The organism is Rhodococcoides navarretei (genome assembly GCF_038069675.1).
In the GTDB taxonomy this organism is placed as follows: domain Bacteria; phylum Actinomycetota; class Actinomycetes; order Mycobacteriales; family Mycobacteriaceae; genus Rhodococcoides; species Rhodococcoides navarretei.
This window is the reverse complement of the sequence record NZ_JBBPCN010000001.1, coordinates 2,756,724-2,774,745: the sequence shown is the minus strand read 5'-3', so window position 1 is coordinate 2,774,745 and position 18,022 is coordinate 2,756,724. Positions and strand designations below refer to the sequence as shown.

The 18,022-nt window shown below is 64.8% G+C and carries 21 protein-coding genes and 4 tRNA genes; 16 read left to right on the top strand and 9 right to left on the bottom strand.

Going from position 1 to position 18,022, the window contains the following annotated elements; translation table 11 throughout:
• Positions 1-8: 8 nt before the first annotated feature.
• Positions 9-797, bottom strand: coding sequence for a pyrimidine reductase family protein (locus AABD04_RS13010; RefSeq protein WP_341441430.1), 789 nt, complete (start codon positions 795-797; stop codon positions 9-11).
• Positions 798-831: 34 nt separating this feature from the next.
• Between AABD04_RS13010 and zapE the strand changes: the two genes are divergently transcribed.
• On the top strand, positions 832-1,845 hold the full coding sequence (gene zapE, locus AABD04_RS13005; protein ID WP_243593179.1) for a cell division protein ZapE: 1,014 nt from the start codon (positions 832-834) through the stop codon (positions 1,843-1,845).
• 7 nt (positions 1,846-1,852) lie between these two features.
• Here zapE and AABD04_RS13000 read toward each other — a convergent pair whose 3' ends face one another.
• The 4 genes from AABD04_RS13000 to AABD04_RS12985 are packed head-to-tail and all read right to left on the bottom strand — an operon-like array spanning position 1,853 to position 3,830.
• Complete coding sequence (locus AABD04_RS13000; RefSeq protein ID WP_341441429.1) at positions 1,853-2,380, bottom strand: GNAT family N-acetyltransferase; 528 nt, start codon at positions 2,378-2,380, stop codon at positions 1,853-1,855.
• On the bottom strand, positions 2,377-2,829 hold the full coding sequence (locus AABD04_RS12995; protein WP_243593178.1) for a hypothetical protein: 453 nt from the start codon (positions 2,827-2,829) through the stop codon (positions 2,377-2,379). Before AABD04_RS12995 ends, AABD04_RS13000 begins: the two co-directional genes overlap by 4 nt.
• Before the next feature lie 16 nt (positions 2,830-2,845).
• Positions 2,846-3,553 (bottom strand): alpha/beta hydrolase family protein, encoded by a 708-nt coding sequence (locus tag AABD04_RS12990; protein ID WP_341441428.1) that lies wholly within the window; start codon positions 3,551-3,553, stop codon positions 2,846-2,848.
• Complete coding sequence (locus AABD04_RS12985; protein WP_341441427.1) at positions 3,546-3,830, bottom strand: hypothetical protein; 285 nt, start codon at positions 3,828-3,830, stop codon at positions 3,546-3,548. Before AABD04_RS12985 ends, AABD04_RS12990 begins: the two co-directional genes overlap by 8 nt.
• Positions 3,831-4,054: 224 nt before the next feature.
• On the opposite strand from AABD04_RS12985, the gene AABD04_RS12980 reads away from it, so the two are divergent.
• Positions 4,055-4,924, top strand: a complete 870-nt coding sequence (locus AABD04_RS12980) for a bile acid:sodium symporter family protein (protein WP_341441426.1) — start codon at positions 4,055-4,057, stop codon at positions 4,922-4,924.
• Between the two features lie 82 nt (positions 4,925-5,006).
• Here AABD04_RS12980 and AABD04_RS12975 read toward each other — a convergent pair.
• From AABD04_RS12975 to AABD04_RS12965, 3 genes are all read right to left on the bottom strand, one after another.
• Positions 5,007-5,081: transfer RNA gene (locus tag AABD04_RS12975), tRNA-Val, on the bottom strand.
• A gap of 37 nt (positions 5,082-5,118) precedes the next feature.
• Positions 5,119-5,189: transfer RNA gene (locus AABD04_RS12970), tRNA-Cys, on the bottom strand.
• 17 nt (positions 5,190-5,206) lie between these two features.
• Positions 5,207-5,278: transfer RNA gene (locus AABD04_RS12965), tRNA-Gly, on the bottom strand.
• Between the two features lie 243 nt (positions 5,279-5,521).
• Between AABD04_RS12965 and AABD04_RS12960 the strand changes: the two genes are divergently transcribed.
• The 9 genes from AABD04_RS12960 to pdxS all read left to right on the top strand — a co-directional run bounded on the left by AABD04_RS12960 (position 5,522) and on the right by pdxS (position 13,674).
• A tRNA-Val gene (locus tag AABD04_RS12960) sits at positions 5,522-5,593 on the top strand.
• Positions 5,594-5,710: 117 nt separating this feature from the next.
• The gene (locus AABD04_RS12955) at positions 5,711-6,112 is read left to right on the top strand and encodes a TIGR02611 family protein (RefSeq protein WP_341443037.1); all 402 of its coding nucleotides are present in this window, start codon (positions 5,711-5,713) and stop codon (positions 6,110-6,112) included.
• 101 nt (positions 6,113-6,213) lie between these two features.
• A complete protein-coding gene (thrS, locus tag AABD04_RS12950; protein ID WP_341443036.1) occupies positions 6,214-8,274 on the top strand; it encodes a threonine--tRNA ligase in 2,061 nt (686 codons plus the stop codon).
• 2 nt (positions 8,275-8,276) lie between these two features.
• Complete coding sequence (locus AABD04_RS12945) at positions 8,277-8,819, top strand: ATP adenylyltransferase (RefSeq protein ID WP_341441425.1); 543 nt, start codon at positions 8,277-8,279, stop codon at positions 8,817-8,819.
• 25 nt (positions 8,820-8,844) lie between these two features.
• A complete protein-coding gene (pgsA, locus tag AABD04_RS12940; protein WP_341441424.1) occupies positions 8,845-9,528 on the top strand; it encodes a phosphatidylinositol phosphate synthase in 684 nt (227 codons plus the stop codon).
• Positions 9,525-10,430 carry a phosphatidylinositol mannoside acyltransferase gene (locus AABD04_RS12935; RefSeq protein ID WP_341441423.1) on the top strand — a complete coding sequence of 302 codons (906 nt, stop codon included), beginning with the start codon at positions 9,525-9,527 and terminating at the stop codon, positions 10,428-10,430. The genes pgsA and AABD04_RS12935 overlap by 4 nt, the downstream gene beginning before the upstream one ends.
• On the top strand, positions 10,427-11,551 hold the full coding sequence (locus AABD04_RS12930; protein ID WP_243593171.1) for a glycosyltransferase family 4 protein: 1,125 nt from the start codon (positions 10,427-10,429) through the stop codon (positions 11,549-11,551). Before AABD04_RS12935 ends, AABD04_RS12930 begins: the two co-directional genes overlap by 4 nt.
• The gene (locus tag AABD04_RS12925; RefSeq protein ID WP_341441422.1) at positions 11,551-12,576 is read left to right on the top strand and encodes an NUDIX hydrolase; all 1,026 of its coding nucleotides are present in this window, start codon (positions 11,551-11,553) and stop codon (positions 12,574-12,576) included. The genes AABD04_RS12930 and AABD04_RS12925 overlap by 1 nt, the downstream gene beginning before the upstream one ends.
• 156 nt (positions 12,577-12,732) lie before the next feature.
• Positions 12,733-13,674: a pyridoxal 5'-phosphate synthase lyase subunit PdxS gene (gene pdxS / locus AABD04_RS12920; protein WP_279393149.1), complete on the top strand. Its 942-nt coding sequence runs from the start codon at positions 12,733-12,735 to the stop codon at positions 13,672-13,674.
• Between the two features lie 10 nt (positions 13,675-13,684).
• Here the strand turns inward: pdxS and AABD04_RS12915 are convergent, their stop codons facing one another.
• Positions 13,685-14,344: a nucleoside/nucleotide kinase family protein gene (locus tag AABD04_RS12915; RefSeq protein ID WP_341441421.1), complete on the bottom strand. Its 660-nt coding sequence runs from the start codon at positions 14,342-14,344 to the stop codon at positions 13,685-13,687.
• 41 nt (positions 14,345-14,385) lie between these two features.
• On the opposite strand from AABD04_RS12915, the gene AABD04_RS12910 reads away from it, so the two are divergent.
• The 5 genes from AABD04_RS12910 (at position 14,386) to ruvA (ending at position 18,009) form a co-directional block, all read left to right on the top strand.
• Complete coding sequence (locus tag AABD04_RS12910) at positions 14,386-15,237, top strand: acyl-CoA thioesterase (RefSeq protein ID WP_243593168.1); 852 nt, start codon at positions 14,386-14,388, stop codon at positions 15,235-15,237.
• Positions 15,234-15,836: a pyridoxal 5'-phosphate synthase glutaminase subunit PdxT gene (gene pdxT, locus AABD04_RS12905; RefSeq protein ID WP_341441420.1), complete on the top strand. Its 603-nt coding sequence runs from the start codon at positions 15,234-15,236 to the stop codon at positions 15,834-15,836. The genes AABD04_RS12910 and pdxT overlap by 4 nt, the downstream gene beginning before the upstream one ends.
• Before the next feature lie 87 nt (positions 15,837-15,923).
• Positions 15,924-16,682, top strand: a complete 759-nt coding sequence (locus tag AABD04_RS12900; RefSeq protein ID WP_094615221.1) for a YebC/PmpR family DNA-binding transcriptional regulator — start codon at positions 15,924-15,926, stop codon at positions 16,680-16,682.
• Between the two features lie 107 nt (positions 16,683-16,789).
• On the top strand, positions 16,790-17,407 hold the full coding sequence (gene ruvC, locus AABD04_RS12895) for a crossover junction endodeoxyribonuclease RuvC (protein WP_243593166.1): 618 nt from the start codon (positions 16,790-16,792) through the stop codon (positions 17,405-17,407).
• Complete coding sequence (ruvA, locus tag AABD04_RS12890) at positions 17,404-18,009, top strand: Holliday junction branch migration protein RuvA (protein WP_341441419.1); 606 nt, start codon at positions 17,404-17,406, stop codon at positions 18,007-18,009. The genes ruvC and ruvA overlap by 4 nt, the downstream gene beginning before the upstream one ends.
• The last annotated feature ends 13 nt before the right edge of the window (positions 18,010-18,022 follow it).

The window sequence follows — 18,022 nt, the reverse complement described above, 5'->3', positions numbered from 1 at the left end:
CGCGCTGCTCATGGCCGGCGTACCCAGCGTGTGAGCAGCGTCCCGTCCGTGTCACCGAGAACGTGCGTCCGCTGCATCGGCGTGTCGGACGCGTCGCCGGCGTGGGCGATACGGCCCGCCTCTCCGGCGACCAGCATCGGCGAAACCGTCAGGCACAGCTCGTCGGCTGCACCGTCGGACACCAATTGTCCGAACAATCCCGGTCCGCCCTCGCACAGGATGCGGTGGAATCCGAGGTCGGTCAGTGTCGCGATGATGTCGCCGGTCGACACCGATTCGCCGGACACCTCGATCACCGTCGCTCCCGCCGACCGAAGCGCGGCCACCTTCGAGCCGTCAGCCGCTGTCGTGGTCACCACGACGGGCTTGACGTCGGTGTCGGTGATCAATCGGGAATCCGCGTCGATCGAACCGGAGGCGGTGACCACCACGATGGTCGGAATCGGTGCCAGTCCGCCCTCCACCCGTCGTGCTGTCGCCTCGTCGGACAGCGAGACGCCGCCGTAGTTCTCGGCACGAGCGGTTCCGGCACCGACCAGGACGGCGTCGCACAGTTCGCGCAGGATGCCGAACAGTCGGGCGTCCGCGGGGGTGCCGAGGCCCGCCGACTTACCGTTCGCGGTGACCGATCCGTCGATGCTGGCGACGAAGTTCGTGCGGATCCACGGGCGGGCCAGGTCGGTCGGGTAGGCGTGTAGGGCGCGGATGGCATCGTCGTCGAGTATCGAACCGATGGTGGGCATGGACGCGGTCGCCTGCTCCGATGTGAAGTAGGTCCCAATATCGAGAAGCTGCATGAGAGAGATCAGACCACGTCGTTACGCTCGACAAATGTCCGCACGCCTTGTCGACCGAAATCCCGTGGTCCCCTCCGATCAGCTGATCGCGCAGATGGTCCCGCCGGCGATGTTCGACGACGTCAGTTTCTCCTCGTACATTCCAGATCCCAAGGAGCCGACGCAGGCTGCTGCAGTCGCGAAGGCCGAGGAGTTCGCGAGCAAGGTCCAGAAGATCCGTGGCAAGGGCAAGCGCGGCCTCTTCGGCAAGAAGACCCCTGCCGTCGGTGCCGGCCTGTACCTCGACGGCGGCTTCGGCGTCGGCAAGACTCACCTGCTGGCGTCGATCTATCACAGCGTTCCCGAGCCCAAGGCGTTCGGCACGTTCGTCGAGCTCACCCACGTGGTCGGTGCTCTCGGCTTCAACAAGGCACTCGAGGAACTCTCGAACCACAGCGTGCTGTGCATCGACGAGTTCGAGCTCGACGATCCCGGCGACACGATGTTGGTCTCGCGGTTGCTCTCCGAGCTCTCACAGCGCGGAGTGTCCATCGTCGCGACGTCGAACACCCTGCCCGGGCAGCTCGGTGAGGGTCGCTTCGCCGCCGAGGACTTCATGCGGGAGATCAAGAAGCTCGGCTCGATATTCGAGTCCATCCGCGTCGACGGCCCCGACTACCGCCACCGCGATCTGCCCCCGGCCCCCGAGCCCACGTCCGAGTCCGAACTGGTCGAGCGTGCCGACACCATCGACGGTGCGACCCTGGACGACTTCGACGATCTGCTGAAGCACCTGAGCACACTGCATCCCTCGCGCTACGGCAAGTTGCTCGACGGCATTCCTGCGGTGTTCCTGAAGAACGTGCACCCGGCATCGGACCAGGCCATCGCTCTGCGACTCGTGGTCCTCGCCGATCGTCTGTACGACGCAGGCATCCCGGTGACGGCCTCGGGTGGCAAGCTCGACGAGATCTTCACCGAGGAGATGTTGGCCGGCGGCTACCGCAAGAAGTACCTACGCGCCACCTCGCGTCTGCTTGCATTGTCGCGTTTCGCTGCAGTCGGCTGAGTGGACGTCACAGCCTCACCTGCATGACGTAGTCGTCGTGCGTCTGGACTCCGACGACGAAGGTCTTGGTGCCCACGATCTCGAACCCGTGTTTGGCGTAGAACTTCTGCGCCCGCACGTTCTGTTGGTTGACGCCCAACCATGCTGCGGCACAACCAGAATCGCGTGCATGACTCAACGATGACGACATCAGTCGCCCGGCGGCTCCGCTGCCGTGCGCGGTCGGCCGCACATAGAGTTTGCTGATTTCCATGGTCGGCAGGGTCGAGAGGGCCGCGCGAATGTCCGGGTCCGTGGGCGTCTCGGACACGAGAAGCGCATAACCCACCACGTCCGCCTCGACTGTCTGGTCGACGAGGACCGTCCTGGTCGCGTCGGCGATGTAGTTCTCGAAATGACGTACGGACAACACCGTCGAGATGAACTGCTCGATGTCCTCCGCTCGGGTTCCCGGCGGGCAGGCGAGCGGAAAGGTCGACGCGGCCACCTCGGCGACGCGATGCGCATCGGCGAGAGCTGCCACGCGCACCGTCACAGCAGATCCACCGCATTCTTGGCATCCCGCAGCGACAGGCCGGTGCGGTCGCGCAACAGTTTGATGGCCGAGATCGCTTTTCCTTCGGATTTCAGTGACTGCAATCGCGGGATCAGATCGTCCCAGGGTGTCGGACCGGATTGTGCAGCGTCGACGATGGTGGCCGAGGACGGAAACGGCTCCCCGCGCTCGACGTTCTCGATCGCGTTCTTCGCGTCGGCGAGCCCGGCACCTGTTCGTTCACGAAATACCTTGATGGCCTGGATCTTCTTGTTCGCGGCCAGCAGTCGATGAATGTCTGCGCGGGCGCTCTCGTCGAGACCGATGAGCCTGATGTTCTTCGCGGTCTCCGGGGACGAGCCGGGCTTCTTGCGGGCCAACAGCCATGCCGCGAGCACCGCGGCGTCGACGAGGACCAACGCAACGATGAACCATCCCCAGGTCGGCATGCCTTAGTAGACCACTTCAGCGCAACGGGTCGAAGAGCGGGACGACAACAGACGAATCGGACGTCGGGGCACCGAACAGCGAGACGGCACCGGCAAGGGTTTTTGTTGCCGCGTCGTACTTGACAGGGGCCAGGTCGTGGCCCGCGCCCTCGATGTCGACCAGCAGTGTGTGGGCCGGGATCAGCGCGAGTGCAGCTGTCAGTTCGGCAGTGGTGCCGAACGGGTCCTTCGAGCCGTGTACCACGACCGTCGGTGTTCGCAGGTCGGGAAGATGCTGTGTACGAGCCTTGTCCGGCTTGCCCGGCGGGTGCAGGGGATAGGACGTCAGGACGAGTCCGTCGACGAGGCCCGGGCGGTCGGCCGCGATCATCGACCCTTGCCTGCCACCGTAGGAATGCCCACCGAATGCGATGAATCCGTCCGTAGCGGCGCGAAGACGATCGATGGCCGCGGCGATGCCCAGCCGGTCCTCGTCCGAACGGGACGAATGCGGTGGTCCCTTCGGTTTGCGTACACGAAAAGGAAGATCGAACCGCAGCACCGTGAACCCGGCTGCCGTCCATACTGCCGCGATGCGCTGCAGTAGCAGCGACTCGCAGTTGCCGCCCGCACCGTGCGTCAGAGCGAGGCCGCCCCGTGACGGTATCGACGGTGTGTGCAGAAAGGCGACGCCCCCGCCGAGATCGATATCGGCGGGGGCGTCGGGACCATCGAGTTCAGGCATCGTTCGAGGACGTTACCTTTTCCTGGTTGTCGGCGTGATCCGTGTCGGCAGAGCCGTTGGAGTCGGCGGAGTCCTGGTCATCGGAGTCCACCATCTCACCGTTGTCGTCGACCATGTCCGCGAAAGCGGTTCCCGCAACGGTGCCGTTGGTTCCAGGAAGGGCCACGGTGGGGCGGGCGCCGGGTCGGTAACGGTCGTCGAGGCCCTCGACGGACTTCTTCGCTTCCTCCAGAGTGGCGTCGTCGACTGTGGGTTCGCTCTGAGCATCGTCCGACACGTGAGTGTCCTTCCATCGAAGTGTGTGCGTCGTCTCCACTGTGCACGTCTATGGCGTGAATCACCACACCTGACTTCGGGATGCGGGCCGTCGATCCGTCGGAAATGTCGACTCGACCGGGCAGGCAACCCGATCAGCTCATTTTCATTCTGCACAGCGAACTCTCGCCAGAATCGGACGAATGCCGCACACTCATCTCACGTTTCTCGCACCAGAAGGAATTCATGGACGACTCGGTAGTGATTTCGACGTTTCTGCCCATCGCACTCGCGATCGTCATGTTCGGACTCGGCTTGTCGCTGACCGTCGAGGATTTCCGACGCACCGCACGCACGCCACGGGCCGTTGTGATAGCCCTGGCTCTTCAGATCCTGGTTCTTCCGGTTCTCGCATTCGGACTGATTCTTCTGTTCGACCTACCGCCGTTGCTGGCTGTCGGAGTGATGCTGCTCGCCGCCTCGCCGGGCGGGACCACCGCGAACCTGTTCTCACACCTGTTCCGTGGGGACGTGGCACTCAACGTCACATTGACTGCGGTCAATTCGGTTCTGGCGGCCGTGACCATTCCCGTCATCACCAACTTCGCCATCGCCTACTTCGATGCAGACGGAGAATTGGGCCTGCAGTTCGGCAAGATCGTGCAGGTCATAGCGATCGTATTGATTCCGGTCGCACTCGGAATGCTGGTGCGCAATCGCTCTCTGGGGTTGGCCGAACGCGCGGATCGACCGGTCCGGATCTTCTCGATCGTCATCTTGGTGTCGGTGGCGGTCGGCGCTCTCATCGGCGAGCGATCCAACGTTGTCGGTTACCTCGAACAGGTCGGACTGGTGACGGGGTTGTTCTGCTTCGCAAGCCTCGCCATCGGCTACGGTGCTGCGCGACTGCTGAAGATGGGTGAGCCGCAGTCGATCGCAATCTCGATGGAAATCGGAATCCACAACACCACCGTTGCCCTCACAGTCGCATTGAGCGTGCTCGGAAGCACCGAGGTGGCGATACCGGCCGCTGTCTACTCGGTCCTCATGTACGTATTGGCCACAGCATTCGGCTATCTGGTTTCCAGACGGACCCGCACACAGGTCTCGCCATGAGGTCGGGCAGTACGGATCGAAGGCGACGCCGGCACAAAAAAGGTCCGGCCCCCGTGGTAGGGGGCCGGACCTGGTCGAACTGTGGTGCGCGATACTGGGATTGAACCAGTGACCTCTTCCGTGTCAGGGAAGCGCTCTCCCGCTGAGCTAATCGCGCGTGTCCTCGCATCGGTCGTGCGACCGATGCACTAGCGAGGTGGAGACGGGAATCGAACCCGTGTGCACGGCTTTGCAGGCCGTTGCCTCACCACTCGGCCACTCCACCATGGGTCGAGACCCTCGAGCGGATGACGGGATTCGAACCCGCGACCCTCACCTTGGCAAGGTGATGCGCTACCACTGCGCCACATCCGCATACCCCGGAGGCGCTCACTGCTGGGCAGTTGTTGTCTCCGTGGTGCGGGGAAAACATTAACCCAACGGGAGTGAAACTCACAAATCTCGTGGTCAGCTGCGGAATTCGGTCGATTCACGCATGTGAACGATGTGAAAGCAGAGGCGCGACGCGACTTGCCGAGGCAGTGCGACGACGTCTTCGCCGATCGGGCGGGCGATTCGGTTCGCCGCGGCACCTCGTGTTAATATTTTGCCTCGTTCGGTCCCGTGGCTCAGTGGGAGAGCGTCCGCTTCACACGCGGAAGGTCGCTGGTTCGATCCCAGCCGGGACCACAGGAGAGAAGGCCCGCACCGCTTGCCGGTGTGGGCCTTCTCTGCGTTCGCGGCCGGTAACCTGAGCCGGTGAGCACCGAACAGTCGAAGCCTCAGGCCGTTGCCGACCAGGGTCCGATGGACACAGCCAAGGTGAAGCACCGGCGCTTCCGGGCACGCATCGCCGAGAACAGGTCCCTCGACCTCACGTACCGAATCACGGTCGGTGTCGTCGGCACCGTTGTGTTGGTGCTGGGTGTACTGGCCATTCCCTACCCGGGGCCCGGTTGGTTGATCGTGTTCGCGGGGCTGGGCATCCTGGCCTCGGAATTCGCGTGGGCCAAGAGTGCGCTGCGATTCGTGCGTAAGAGATACGACGCGTTCATGGCGTGGTTCTCGGCGCAGTCGATGTTCGTCAAGGGACTCGGCGTGCTGTTCACCACGGTCGTCGTGCTGGCGACGCTGTGGCTGCTGGGCACGTTCGCGCTGGTCGGGGGTTGGATCGGTCTGGACTGGGCATGGCTCGAGAGTCCGATCTGACGAACGCGTCGCGCTGAGGCCAATCGAGTGGACCGTTGCCGATAGGCTGTCGGAGGCCTTCCTGGCCAGAAGAATCGATCGAGGAGTACTTCGCTGTGAGCATGCCCGTTGTCGCCGCTGTTTCGCCCGCCCGCATCATGGTGCCGGCCGGAACGACGGCAGGTACGGCGCTCCGCGACACCGGCCTGCCGAACAAGGGGCCCGACGCCATCGTCGTCGTGCGCGATCCCGACGGCAAGCTCCGTGACCTGTCGTGGGCACCGGAGGGCGACACCGAGGTCGAGCCCGTTCCGGCGAACACCGAGGACGGACGAAGCGTCATCAGGCACTCGGCTGCTCATGTGCTGGCGCAGGCCGTTCAAGAACTCTTCCCCGACGCCAAGCTGGGCATCGGACCGTTCATCAAGGACGGTTTCTACTACGACTTCGACGTGAAGCAGCCGTTCACCCCCGAGGATCTGACGGCTCTCGAGAAGAAGATGAAGCAGATCGTCAAAGCCGGACAGCGGTTTTCGCGTCGCGTGTACGAGTCGGTGGAGCAGGCCCGCGAGGAGTTGGCGAACGAGCCGTACAAGCTCGAACTGATCGACGACAAGTCCGGCATCGACGATCCCGAGGTCATGGAGGTCGGCGGGGGAGAGCTGACCGCGTACGACAACCTCAACCCTCGGACCGGCGACCGCATCTGGGGCGATCTGTGCCGCGGACCGCACATTCCCACCACCAAGTACGTACCCGCGTTCAAGCTCACCCGCAGTTCGGCTGCGTACTGGCGTGGCAATCAGGACAACGCCGGCCTGCAGCGCATCTACGGAACCGCATGGGAGTCCGTCGAGGCGCTCGATGCGCATCTGGAGCTGTTGGCCGAGGCGGAACGTCGTGATCATCGCAAGCTGGGATCCGAGCTGGACCTGTTCAGCTTCCCCGACGAACTGGGCTCAGGTCTGCCGGTATTCCATCCCAAGGGTGGAGTGATCCGCAACGAGCTGGAGAACTACTCGCGCCAGCGGCACATCGAAGAGGGATACGAGTTCGTCAACACCCCACACATCACCAAGGGCCATCTCTACGAGGTCTCGGGTCACCTCGATTGGTACCGGGACGGCATGTTCCCGGCGATGCACCTGGATGCCGAACTCGACGAGAACGGTGACGTGCGCAAGCCCGGCCAGGACTACTACCTCAAGCCGATGAACTGCCCGATGCACAACCTCATCTTCCGTTCCCGTGGCCGCTCGTACCGTGAGCTGCCGTTGCGTCTGTTCGAGTTCGGGTCGGTCTACCGCTACGAGAAGTCCGGCGTCATCCACGGTCTGACCCGAGTGCGCGGCATGACCCAGGACGACGCGCACATCTTCTGCACCCGCGAGCAGATGCGCGGCGAACTCACCAGCACCCTCGAATTCGTCCTCGGACTGCTCAAGGACTACGGACTCGACGATTTCTATCTCGAACTCTCCACTCGCAACCCGGAGAAGTCGGTCGGCAGCGACGAGGTCTGGGAAGAAGCGACCAACACCCTCGCCGAGGTCGCGGCGGCGTCGGGTCTGAACCTCGTGCCCGATCCGGGTGGTGCCGCGTTCTACGGACCGAAGATCTCGGTGCAGGCCAAGGATGCGCTGGGGCGCACCTGGCAGATGTCGACCATTCAGCTCGACTTCAACCTGCCCGAGCGCTTCGAACTCGAATACACCGGCTCGGGCGGAACCAAGGAACGCCCGGTGATGATCCACCGCGCGTTGTTCGGTTCCATCGAGCGCTTCTTCGGGGTGCTCACCGAGCACTACGCCGGTGCCTTCCCGGCCTGGCTCGCACCGGTTCAGGTCGTCGGCATCCCGGTTGCCGAGGTCTACCAGGACCACCTGTTCGCCGTCGTGAACGAGCTGAAGAAGCGGGGAGTGCGCGCAGAGGTCGATGCCAGTGACGACCGGATGCAGAAGAAGATCTTCAACCAGACCGCCCAGAAGGTTCCCTTCATGCTTCTCGCCGGCGAACGCGACGTCGAAGCGGGTGCCGTGAGCTTCCGATTCCGCGACGGCACGCAGGTCAACGGCGTCCCCGTCGCCGATGCCATCATTGTCGTCACCGACTGGATCTCCCAGCGCAACAACGCATCACCGACCGCCGAACTCATGCAGACCGAACCCGCAGGAGCGAGCTGACCATGTCGGAACAGGACGAATCGATCGTCGTCACCGGGGCCGGTGAGCCCGATCGGCTGCAGCGACTCTGGACGCCGCACAGGATGTCCTACATCGCCGAGGCCCCGCGGGGGTCGGCGAAGTCGAACGAGCCGTTCTCCGACATCCCCAAGATGAGCGACGAGGACGGTCTCGTCGTCGCGCGAGGCGAGTCGGTCTACGCGGTCTTGAACCTGTACCCGTACAACCCCGGTCACACGATGATCGTGCCGTATCGCCGCGTCGCGGCGCTCGAAGACCTCACGCCCGCCGAGAGCGCCGAGCTGATGGCGTTCACGCAGCAGTTGATTCGCGTCATCAAGCGGGTGTCCCGTCCTCACGGCTTCAACGTCGGACTGAACCTCGGTGCTGCAGCAGGTGGATCGCTGGCCGAGCACCTGCACCAGCACATCGTGCCCCGGTGGGGCGGCGACGCGAACTTCATCACCGTGATCAGCGGCGCAAAAGTCATGCCGCAGTTGCTTCGTGACACTCGGGCCCTGCTCGCGTCGGCCTGGAACGAATGAACCACAGGCGAGAGGAGCACGCGCCGTGCTGAGCATTTTCGGCCGTGCGCCGGTCTCGAAGGTGACCGCCCCGCTCGGGCGCGCCCTCAACAGCACCGGGCTGACCCCCGACTCCGTGACGATCATCGGCACCGTCGTCACGGTCACGGCCGCGGTCACCATGTACCCGGCCGGCTACCTGTGGTGGGGTTCGGTCGTCATCACCCTGTTCGTGTTGTTCGACATGCTCGACGGTGCCATGGCGCGGGCTCGGGGCGGTGGCACCAAGTACGGTGCCGTCCTCGATGCGACGTGCGATCGAGTGGCCGACGGTGCGATCTTCGGTGGCCTGGCCTGGTGGGCGGTGTACTCCGAGCAGGACAAGCTGCTGCTCGTTGCCACCCTGATCTGCCTGGTCACCTCCCAGGTGATCTCCTACGCCAAGGCGCGCGCCGAGGCCAGCGGGCTCTCGGCCGACGGGGGTTGGATAGAACGCCCCGATCGCCTGGTCATCGTTCTCGTCGGTGCCGGATTCACCGGCGTCGGACGGCATTTCGACATTCCGTGGCTGGACAGTGTGATCTACCCGGCGATGTGGATTCTCGCCGCCCTGAGCATCGTGACGGTATTCCAACGGGTTCTCGCAGTCCGTGGATCCGAGGGTGCTCGCGACATCATCGTTGCTCCGGTGGCACCCGCATCCGACGACGGCGACGTGGCCGCGTCGTGAAACTCTCCGAGAGAGCGAGCGACGCGGGCTACGCGGCCGGCTGGCGACTGGTCCGGGCTCTGCCCGAACCGGTGGCACGACGCCTGTTCGATCGCGGGGCCGACCTCGCGGCGACACGCAACGGTGGCCCGGATCAACTGCGTCGCAATCTCGCTCGTGTTCTCGGGACCACTCCCGCCGAGGTGCCCGACGAGCTGATTCGCGACAGCGTTCGCTCCTACGCTCGCTACTGGCGCGAGGCGTTTCGGTTGCCGTCGATGGATCTCGCTGCGCAGGCCGCCGTCATCGATCGGTGCGTGAACGGCAAGGAACATCTGGAGGGTGCGCTCGCCGCAGGTAGGGGAGTAGTGCTGGCGCTGCCGCACAGTGGCAATTGGGACATGGCCGGAATGTGGCTGGTGCGCACGCATGGTGGGCTCTCGACCGTTGCCGAACGTCTGAAGCCCGAATCTCTGTACCAGCGATTCGTCGCCTATCGGGAGAGCTTGGGATTCGAGATCTTTCCGCTCAGCGGCGGTGAGCAACCGCCGCTGCTCGCATTGTCCGAGAGGTTGCGCGAGAACAAGGTCGTCTGTCTGCTCGGTGAGCGAGATCTCGCCAAGCACGGGGTGCCGGTCACCTTCTTCGGTGAACCGACCCGGATGCCCGCGGGTGCTGCGAAGCTGGCGATCGACACCGGAGCGACGCTGCTGCCGGTGCACGGCTACTTCGACGGCGACGGCTGGGGCTTCGACATCTCGCCCGCAGTGGACGTCTCGGCCGGAATCGGCCCCGCCACACAGGCGTTGGCCGATCATTTCGCTGCCGGAATCCGAGCTCACCCGGCCGACTGGCACATGCTCCAACCGCTGTGGATGAGCGACTGGTCGGCCGAGCGACGCGCCCGAATCGAGGGCGCGTGAGGATCGGCATGGTGTGCCCGTACTCGTTCGACGTTCCCGGTGGAGTGCAGGCACACGTTCAGCAGTTGGCCGAGGTGTTCATCGAACGAGGACATCGCGTCAGTGTCCTGGCACCGGCGTCCGACGACGTCGAGTTACCGGATTTCGTGGTGTCGGCGGGCGAAGCGCTCGCCATTCCGTACAACGGTTCCGTCGCGCGGCTGCGATTCGGGCCGGTCACCTATTCGCGAATCCGTAAGTGGATCTCCGACAACGACTTCGACGTGCTGCACATCCACGAACCGAACGCGCCCAGCCTGTCGATGTTGGCGCTCAAGGCCGCGGACGGCCCGATTGTGGCCACCTTCCACACCTCGACGACGAAGTCCTTGGTGCTCAGCACCTTTCAGGGTGTGTTGCGTCCGTACCACGAGAAGATCAGCGGCCGTATCGCGGTGTCCGAGCTCGCCCGGCGCTGGCAGGTCGAGGCCCTGGGATCCGACGCCGTCGAGATCCCCAACGGAGTCGACGTGCCCGCATTCGCCGATGCCCCTGTGCTGGAAGGCTATCCACGCGCCGGTCGTACAGTCCTATTCCTCGGCCGGTTCGACGAACCGCGCAAAGGGATGGCCGTCCTGCTCGGCGCTCTGCCCACCCTCGTCGAATCCCATCCCGACATCGAGATTCTCATCGTCGGCCGCGGCGACGAGGACAAGCTCCGCAAGGATGCCGGTGCACTCGCATCGCACCTGACCTTCCTGGGGCAGGTGGACGACGCGACCAAGGCATCCGCAATGCGCAGCGCCGACGTCTACTGCGCGCCCAACCTCGGCGGTGAGAGCTTCGGCATCGTCCTCGTCGAGGCCATGGCCGCTGGAACACCCGTGGTGGCAAGCGAACTCGACGCATTCCGGCGGGTCCTGCGGGACGGCTCCTGCGGATTGCTGGTCCCGATCGACGATTCCGATGCCATCGCCGCCGCAATCACCTCGATCCTGTCCGACGATGCCGTGCGTGCACGCCTGGTCGACGCCGCCTCCCTCGCCGTGACCACCTACGACTGGCCCGTCGTCGCCGAGCAGATCCTGCGAGTCTACGAAACCGTCACGCTCGGTGGCCAGAAAGTGCGGGCGGCGAACTGATGACGCTCTCGGCGCTCACGATCCTGGTACTCGGACTGATCGCGTTACTGATCCTCGTCGTCGGCCTGTGGGCGTACGGAACGGCCAACCGACTCGACCGCCTGCACGTCCGCACCGACCTCGCCTGGCAGGCGCTCGATGCAGCGCTCGCCCGCCGTGCCGTCGTCGCGCGAGCGGTGTCCGCTGCCACCCGCGACTCGGCCTCGTCGAGCAGAGAGCTTGCCGCACTTGCCGATCGGGCCGAACGCGTCGACCGGTCGCAACGCGAAGAGGCGGAGAACGCGGTGTCCATGGCGCTGGCCGTCGTCGAACCGAACTCCTTGCCCCCGCAACTGGTTGCCGAACTGGCCGATGCGGAGGCTCGCGTGCTCATCGCTCGCCGATTCCACAACGATGCCGTTCGCGACACCCTCGCCCTGCGAGTCAGACGTCCGGTCCGCTGGTTGCACCTCGGCGGAACTGCGGCCTTGCCGTCGTATTTCGAGATAGCAGAACGATCTGCTGCCGCGGCGTTCGGTAGCGAGAACCGCGCGACCCCGCGGACGTCCGCGCGGGTGGTGCTGCTCGACGAGCGCGGCCGTGTACTGCTGCTGCGCGGACACGATCCGACGGTTCCCGACACCTTCTTCTGGTTCACCATCGGTGGGGCAGTGGAGAAGGGCGAGTCGCTTCGCGAGGCAGCGGTGCGCGAAGTACACGAGGAGACCGGACTGACCGTCGCTCCTGCCGATCTGCGCGGTCCGTTGTGGCGCCGAGTTGCGACGTTCCCGTTCAACGGAACCCTGATCCGCTCCGAGGAATTGTTCTTCGCGATCCGAACGCAGGAGTTCGAGCCGCACAGTGCGGGATTCACGGACTTCGAGCGCCGCACCGTGACCGGCCACCAGTGGTGCACCGAGGCGGACATACGTGCGCTCAGCGCCGTCGGCGAGAACGTCTATCCCCAGGACCTGGCGGAACTGCTCGACGAAGTGAACGTGGCTCTCGCTCGACGCGGCGACCCGGACGTGCGCGCCATTCGGTAACCAGCTGGACCCTTTCGAGCAGTCCAGCAATCGTCAAGTGGTTATGGGAATCGCAGGGGAGAAGGCCTACTGTTCTGGGCGCGACATCGCGCCGCGCGCGATCGCACCTATCAGTCCGGAGCGCCGTAACGGCGTCGAAGAACACAGGAGTTTCCCTTGACTACCCCACACGCCTCGAACACGCCCGCCTCATCGGTCGACGGTGGATCCGGCGAGAACGGAGTCGGCACCGCACGCGTCAAGCGGGGTATGGCCGAGATGCTCAAGGGCGGCGTCATCATGGACGTGGTCACCGCCGATCAGGCCAAGATCGCCGAGGACGCCGGAGCAGTGGCCGTCATGGCACTCGAGCGCGTCCCCGCCGACATTCGTGCCCAGGGTGGGGTGTCGCGCATGAGCGACCCCGACATGATCGACAGCATCATCTCCTCGGTCAGCATCCCGGTGATGGCGAAGGCCCGCATCGGCCACTTCGTCGAAGCGCAGATCCTGCAGAGCCTCGGCGTCGACTACATCGACGAGTCCGAGGTGCTCACCCCGGCCGACTACGCCAACCACATCGACAAGTGGAACTTCACCGTTCCCTTCGTCTGTGGTGCCACCAACCTGGGTGAGGCAATGCGCCGAATCACCGAGGGCGCGGCCATGATTCGCTCCAAGGGAGAGGCCGGCACCGGCGACGTCTCGAACGCGACGACGCACATGCGCAAGATTCGCGACGAGATCCGTCGCCTCACCTCGCTCCCCGAGGACGAGCTGTACGTGGCGGCGAAAGAACTGCAGGCCCCGTACGACCTGGTCGTCGAGGTCGCCCGGGCCGGCAAGCTGCCCGTCACACTGTTCACCGCGGGCGGCATCGCCACACCCGCAGACGCAGCGATGATGATGCAGCTCGGTGCCGAGGGTGTATTCGTCGGATCGGGAATCTTCAAGTCCGGCAACCCCAAGGAACGCGCCGAGGCGATCGTCAAGGCCACCACGTTCTTCGACGACCCCGACGTGCTGGCCAAGGTGTCGCGTGGCCTCGGCGAAGCGATGGTCGGCATCAATGTCGACGACCTTCCCGTGGGGCACCGGTTGGCCGAGCGCGGTTGGTGACGGTCCTCCGTCAGTTCCGTTCGAGCGCCGGGCGGTCCGGATGGTCCCAACGGACCAGAAGATCCGGCCGCTCGGCGGAACCGTCCGAGTAGTCGAGGCCGTCGTAGTACGCGAGCAGAGGCGCGCAGGTCCACTGATCTGCGTCGCTGGTTCTGCGACGTAATGCGCTCGCCGACAGGCGTAGCTGCACCGACAGATCGACGTTCAATCCCCGTCCGAGCAGCATGGGTCCTGCGATCAGGACGATCTGATTCGCTGGTGCCGGGACGGTTCGGGCACGAGCCGAACGGTCGGTGGCCTCATCCCACAGTCTCGGTAGAAAGTGACCTCCGCCACCGGGCCGTAGTGGGGCGATGACCTCTCGAACGAGGGCGTCGTAGTCGAACCACAGTGTGCGATAGCTCAATTCGTCGGTGCGCGAGTACTCGAATCGAATCGACGCAGGTCGCACGTAGTCGTGCAGGTCGACGATGTCAGCCGGACGGCCCCGAGAGCGGGCGTGTTCGGCTGTGCGCGTGGCGAAGTCGACCGGTCGCGCGGCATCCGCGCCGTCGATCACGACGATCGATCGGGCCCCGTCCGGGCACGAATCGACGATCGACTCCACGAGAAGATCGGGAAATATCGGCACCGGTTGAACCACACCGACCATCTTGCCTGGTCCGTCCATTGTTAGCCTGAGCCGTTGTCACAGAAAGGTGGACACCAGCCATGGCCAGCATCGAGGACATTCTCGAATTGGAACGGATCGAGAACGACGTCTATCGGGGACGGACTTTCCCTTCTCGGCTGCCCCGTACGTTCGGCGGGCAGGTGGCGGGCCAAGCGCTCGTCGCTGCGGTACGCACAGTGGCTCCCGAATTTCGTGTGCATTCGCTGCACGGCTACTTCCTCCGTCCCGGCAATCCGAACGAACCGGCCGTGTTCATGGTCGACAGGATTCGCGACGGGCGGTCGTTCTGCACTCGCCGGGTCACCGGGATACAGGACGGTAAAGCGATATTCACGATGTCTGCTTCCTTCCACGGCGACGACTCCGGCATCTCGCACCAGGACACCATGCCCGAGGTGCTGGGACCGGACAGTCTGCCCGATCCCACGACCCTGGCCGAGTACGACCACTCGTTCTACCGGGAGTGGTCCGAGTGGGACATTCGTGTCATTCCCGAGGACCAGACCGTCAAGCACCCGAGTTTCGCTGCGCAGCAACGTGTATGGTTCCGCTACCGAGACACGTTGCCCGACGATCAGGTGTTCCACGTCTGCGCACTCGCCTACATGAGCGACATGACGCTGCTCGGATCGGCCAAGGTTCCGCACCCCGACGCCGTCACGCAGACGGCCTCGCTCGACCACGCGCTGTGGTTCCTGCGGCCGTTCCGGGCAGACGAATGGTTGCTGTACGACCAGACGTCGCCCTCGGCCGATTTCGGGCGGGCGCTGACTCAGGGGCGGATATTCGACACCTCCGGTCGCATGGTCGCCGCGGTGGTGCAGGAAGGGCTCATGCGGTTCGAGCGCGACCCTCACAAGTCCAACATCGATCCATTCGGACGCAAGTGAGCGTTCCGACCGTTGGAGTTCTCGCACTGCAGGGAGACGTTCGCGAGCATCTGGCCGCACTCGAGTCGAGCGGTGCGCGTGGCGTCACGGTGCGTCGGCCCGCCGAGTTGGCGCAGATCGACGGGCTCATCATCCCCGGCGGGGAATCGACGACCATGAGCAACTTGCTCGGCGTGTTCGATCTTCTCGATCCACTGCGTGCTCGGTTGACCGAGGGGTTGCCCGCCTACGGTTCGTGTGCGGGCATGATCCTGCTTGCGTCCGAGATTCTCGACACCCGCCCCGACGCCCGGCATCTCGATTCCCTCGACATCACCGTGCGGCGCAACGCTTTCGGTCGTCAGGTCGATTCCTTCGAGACCGATCTCGACGTCACCGGCATCGACGGTGGGCCCGTTCGTGCGGTGTTCATCCGGGCACCCTGGGTCGAGCGGGTGGGCGAGAACGTCGAGGTGCTCGCCGCCGTGCCGCACGGACCGGCCGCCGGACGCGTGGTGGCCGTTCGCCAGAACTCCGTTCTCGCGACGAGCTTCCATCCCGAGGTCACCGGCGACGATCGAGTGCACCGGCTCTTCGTGGACATGGTGCGAGGCCGCTAGAACCTTCGTTGGTCGGTCGGTGCCGAGCGCGGTACCGGGCGAGTAAAGTCGACAACACTGATTTCGAGCAGGAAGGGGCCCTATCGCATGAGCGGCCACTCAAAATGGGCCACCACCAAGCACAAGAAGGCGGTGATCGACGCCCGACGCGGCAAGTCTTTCGCCAAGCTCATCAAGAATATCGAGGTGGCGGCCCGCACGGGTGGCGGTGACCCCACCGGTAACCCGACGCTCTTCGACGCCATCCAGAAGGCGAAGAAGACCTCGGTGCCCATCGACAACATCGAGCGGGCGCGCAAGCGAGGTGCCGGTGAGGAAACCGGTGGTGCCGACTGGCAGACCATCATGTACGAGGGGTACGGCCCCAACGGCGTCGCCATTCTGATCGAGTGCCTCACCGACAACCGCAACCGCGCCGCCGGCGAGGTGCGGGTGGCGATGACACGCAACGGTGGAAACATGGCCGACCCGGGTTCGGTGTCGTACTTGTTCTCCCGAAAGGGCGTGGTGACCCTCGAGAAGAACGGTCAGAGCGAGGACGACGTCCTGATGGCCGTCCTCGAAGCCGGTGCCGAGGAAGTCAACGACAACGGTGACACGTTCGAGGTCGTCAGCGAGCCGACAGACCTGGTCGCCGTGCGCACCGCCCTGCAGGAGGCCGGAATCGACTACGACTCGGCCGAGGCCAGCTTCCAGGCATCGGTCAACGTCCCGGTCGACGCTGACGGCGCACGCAAGGTGTTCAAGCTCATCGATGCACTCGAAGACAGCGACGACGTGCAGAACGTGTGGTCCAACGTCGACCTCTCGGACGAGGTCATGGCGGAGCTCGACGAGGAGGACTGACCCTCGTCGCGTCCCACGACGTGATCGACCGGGTGTCGTATCCCTGATCCGACGGTGCGCTCCGCTACGCTATCGAACAACAGTTCGTAAGCGGAAGGTGTGGTGGCGTGCGGGTGATGGGTGTCGACCCCGGTCTCACCAGGTGTGGGCTCAGTCTGATCGAGGGTGGCGTCGGCCGAACGGTGGTCGCGCTCGATGTCGATGTGGTGCGAACGCCCGCGGACATGGATCTCGCACAGCGTTTGCTGCGGATCTCCGAGGCCGCGGAGTACTGGCTCGATACCCACAAGCCTTCGGTGGTGGCCATCGAGCGCGTCTTCGCCCAACACAATGTGCGCACGGCCATGGGCACCGCTCAGGCCGGTGGTGTCATCGCCCTCGCGGCGGCCAGGCGGGGCGTGGACGTCTGCTTCCACACTCCCAGTGAGGTCAAAGCCGCCGTCACGGGCAACGGCTCGGCCGACAAGGCGCAGGTGACCGCAATGGTCATGCGCATTCTCGGTCTGCAGACGGCACCGACTCCCGCCGACGCGGCCGACGCCCTGGCTCTCGGCATCTGTCATTGCTGGCGAGCGCCGATGATCGCCCGCATGGCGAAGGCCGAAGCCATGGCCGCCGAACAGAAACGCAAGTACGACGTGCGTCTGGCCGAGGAGCGCAAGGCTCGCGCCGCCGTGGCACGCAGGATCGAGAAAATGGCGAAGAAGGAGGCGGGCGCACGATGATCGCGTCGATCAGGGGATCGGTGGTCGACATCGCGCTCGATCACGCCGTCCTCGAGGCCGCGGGTGTGGGATACCGCGTCAACGCCACGCCGGCGACATTGGCGACGCTGCACCGGGGGAGCGAAGCGACCCTTCTGACGACGATGATCGTGCGCGAGGATTCGCAGACGCTGTACGGGTTTCCCGACAAGGAGTCGCGTGAGCTGTTCGAATTGCTCCTCACCGTGACCGGCGTCGGGCCGAGAATCGCCATGGCAACGCTCGCCGTGCACGAGCCCGACGCGCTGCGAACGGCTCTGGCGGACAGCGACATCGGGGCATTGACCAGAGTGCCCGGCATCGGCAAGCGCGGCGCGGAGCGAATGGTCGTCGAACTGCGCGACAAGGTCGACGCCGTGGTCGGACGCGCCGGAAGTGCCGCCGTGCCGGGATCCGGTGCGGGCAATTCGATGCGAGACCAGATCGTCGAGGCGCTGATCGGTCTCGGATTCCCCACCAAGCAGGCCGAGGAAGCGACCGACGCGGTGCTCGCTCAGCAGCCCGAGGCCACGACGTCGATCGCGTTGAGGTCGGCACTCGCATATCTCGGTAAGTCCAGGTAGGGCGGCGTGACCG

Coding starts and splice junctions, on each gene's coding strand:
- AABD04_RS13010 (WP_341441430.1), bottom strand. CDS start 797: ATGCAGCTTCTCGATATTGGGACCTACTTCACATCGGAGCAGGCGACC.
- AABD04_RS12980 (WP_341441426.1), top strand. CDS start 4,055: ATGGACGACTCGGTAGTGATTTCGACGTTTCTGCCCATCGCACTCGCG.
- AABD04_RS12900 (WP_094615221.1), top strand. CDS start 15,924: ATGAGCGGCCACTCAAAATGGGCCACCACCAAGCACAAGAAGGCGGTG.
- AABD04_RS12990 (WP_341441428.1), bottom strand. CDS start 3,553: ATGCCTGAACTCGATGGTCCCGACGCCCCCGCCGATATCGATCTCGGC.
- thrS (WP_341443036.1), top strand. CDS start 6,214: ATGCCCGTTGTCGCCGCTGTTTCGCCCGCCCGCATCATGGTGCCGGCC.
- AABD04_RS12925 (WP_341441422.1), top strand. CDS start 11,551: ATGACGCTCTCGGCGCTCACGATCCTGGTACTCGGACTGATCGCGTTA.
- AABD04_RS12910 (WP_243593168.1), top strand. CDS start 14,386: ATGGCCAGCATCGAGGACATTCTCGAATTGGAACGGATCGAGAACGAC.
- AABD04_RS12995 (WP_243593178.1), bottom strand. CDS start 2,829: ATGCCGACCTGGGGATGGTTCATCGTTGCGTTGGTCCTCGTCGACGCC.
- zapE (WP_243593179.1), top strand. CDS start 832: ATGTCCGCACGCCTTGTCGACCGAAATCCCGTGGTCCCCTCCGATCAG.
- AABD04_RS12915 (WP_341441421.1), bottom strand. CDS start 14,344: ATGGACGGACCAGGCAAGATGGTCGGTGTGGTTCAACCGGTGCCGATA.
- AABD04_RS12955 (WP_341443037.1), top strand. CDS start 5,711: ATGGACACAGCCAAGGTGAAGCACCGGCGCTTCCGGGCACGCATCGCC.
- ruvA (WP_341441419.1), top strand. CDS start 17,404: ATGATCGCGTCGATCAGGGGATCGGTGGTCGACATCGCGCTCGATCAC.
- AABD04_RS12945 (WP_341441425.1), top strand. CDS start 8,277: ATGTCGGAACAGGACGAATCGATCGTCGTCACCGGGGCCGGTGAGCCC.